Source organism: Archangium sp. (assembly GCF_036388035.1).
Lineage (GTDB): Bacteria > Myxococcota > Myxococcia > Myxococcales > Myxococcaceae > Archangium.
This window is the reverse complement of the sequence record NZ_DASVSO010000444.1, coordinates 1-2,185: the sequence shown is the minus strand read 5'-3', so window position 1 is coordinate 2,185 and position 2,185 is coordinate 1. Positions and strand designations below refer to the sequence as shown.

Genomic DNA, 2,185 nt, shown 5'->3' with positions numbered 1-2,185 from the left:
GACGGCGGACTACCGCCCCAGCTACATCTCCAGTGGAGAGCTGTCCCTCCAGAGCGATGGCCACACCCTGCGGGTCCAGGGCGAGAAGGCCGGCATCATCATCGGGGAGAGCGGGAGCGGCTCCTACTACACCGCGCTGTATCCGAACTTCTTCACCAGCACGGGCAGCCGCACCGTCGTGGCCTCGACCGAGCCGCCCGCGGCGCAGTCCTGGGCCATCCCTGGCTTCCTGTCCACCCCGCGCGCGGTCCACACCGCGACCCTCCTCAACACCACGGGTGACGTGCTGGTGGTGAGCGACTCCTCCGCCGACATCCACAACCCCTACAGCCATGCCTCGGCGCCCGCGCTCGCGCCCATCTACTCGCGCCGCTACCACACCGCGACCTGGCTGCAATCGGCCAAGAAGGTGCTGGTGACGGGCGGCTGGGGCGGCTCCGCGTGGCACTCCACCTCGGAGCTGTTCGACCCGGTCACGGGCTCGTGGACCTTCGCGAGCCTCATGAACACCCCGCGCGGCAACCACACCGCGACCCTGCTCGGCGATGAGAAGGTGCTGGTGGTGGGTGGCTTCTCGACGAACGGCGACACCCACTCCGTGGAGCAGTACGACCCGAGCACCAACACGTGGAGCAACGCCGCTCCCCTCAACGGGCCTCGCGGCAACCACACCGCGACGGTGCTCTACTCGGGCCAGGTGCTGGTGACGGGCGGCACCTCCCCCTTCGGCGCGCGCCAGGACGCCCAGCTGTACGATCCGGCCACCAACGCCTGGACGTCCGCGGGGACGATGACGCAGCCCCGCAGCAACCACCTCGCCGTGCGGCTCTACTCGGGCTACGTGCTGGTGCTCGGCGGCGGCTCCAACACGGTGGACCTCTACGACCCGTACAGCAACACGTGGTCCGCGGGCCCCTCCCTCTACGATGGCGAGTCGGCCCACACCGTGACGCTGCTCTACTCGGGCAAGGTGCTGGTGACGCACAAGTACGGACGCTCGTCGCTGTATGACCCCTCGACGAACACGTGGACGTCCGCGGGGCAGATGGCCGCGGCGCTCGATGGCCATGCCACGACGCTGCTGCACTCGGGCGACGTGCTGGTGACGGGCGGCTTCAACTCCTCCGGGCCGTCCGCCACCGTGCAGCGCTACACGCCCTGAACCCGGCCCCCACAGCGCCTGGGACGTGACGCCTCCGCGTGACGTCCCAGGTCACGAGCCTCAGCGCCGCTCAGGGGCGAGCGGTGGGGCTCAGCCAGGGCGGGGGGTGGCGCCGTCCAGGAAGCAGCGCAGCAGCGGCGCGAGGAGCTCGTCGGCGGGCGCGGGCTGCTTCGCGATGAGCTGGCGCAGGACGAGGCCCTGCATCAGGTCCAGCAACATCGCGGGGTAGTGGCTGGCGTCCTCGGGCCTCAAGACGCCTTCCTTCACGCCCTGCTGGCCGAGGTGCTCGAGGCGGCGGGAGACCTCGCGCCACATCTCCAGGTGGCGGTCCATGTCCCCTTCCCGGGAGGGGCCGCGCCGCAGTGAGTCCTCCAACAGCAGGGAGAACAGCCGGAAGTGCGTCCGGGAGTGCTCCAGGATGCAGCGCAGGAACCCGTGCAGCCGCGCGCGGTAGGCGGACGGCTGGCTGCGCTCCAGCTCCACGTCGAGCAGGGTCAGCAGCTCGCGCCCACGCACGTCGCGCAGGGCCTCCAGGAGCTGCTGCCGGTCCTCGAAGTAGTTGTAGAGCGTCCCGACCGAGACCCCGACACGCGCGGCGATGTCGTCCATGCGCGCGGCATGCAGGCCTTGCTCGGCCAGCACCTGCTCCGCCGCGTCGAGGATGGCGGCCCGCGCCTCTTCCTTCATCCGCATCCGCATCGACTGAGGTTTGCTTCGTGAAGATGGACTTGGCTTCATGGGATTGAACCAAGATAGAAACTCACGAATAACGGGGCCATCCAGAACAGGCCGAGGGGCCGTGCAGGCGCCCGCACGGAAGTCCTGGGGCCAGGGTGTCAGTCCCAGTCGGAAAGTTTTTCCGGAAACCGGACTGTCGTTTTTTAGGGGGGCCGCCACACGGCGTGAACGTTTCAAGAGGACGGCAGCCCCTTCCCCTGGAACGATGTCCCGCCCTGGTGTGCCTGCGCACCGGGCAATCCGAGCGCGGGCTGGTCATCTCGGGCTGTGGATTGTCCGGGAAAT

Annotated in this window: 2 protein-coding genes; one reads left to right on the top strand and one right to left on the bottom strand. The window is 69.1% G+C overall.

What is annotated here, in order from left to right:
- A partial coding sequence (locus VF697_RS18015; RefSeq protein ID WP_331096626.1) for a Kelch repeat-containing protein occupies positions 1 to 1,162 on the top strand: 1,162 nt, incomplete at its 5' end.
- Positions 1,163 to 1,252: 90 nt separating this feature from the next.
- On the opposite strand, the gene VF697_RS18010 is transcribed toward VF697_RS18015, so the two are convergent.
- Complete coding sequence (locus VF697_RS18010; RefSeq protein WP_331096624.1) at positions 1,253 to 1,861, bottom strand: TetR/AcrR family transcriptional regulator; 609 nt, start codon at positions 1,859 to 1,861, stop codon at positions 1,253 to 1,255.
- Between the last annotated feature and the right edge of the window lie 324 nt (positions 1,862 to 2,185).

Bases quoted from the DNA above. Each gene is read 5' to 3' on its own strand.
- VF697_RS18010 (WP_331096624.1), bottom strand. From the start codon at position 1,861: ATGCGGATGCGGATGAAGGAAGAGGCGCGGGCCGCCATCCTCGACGCG.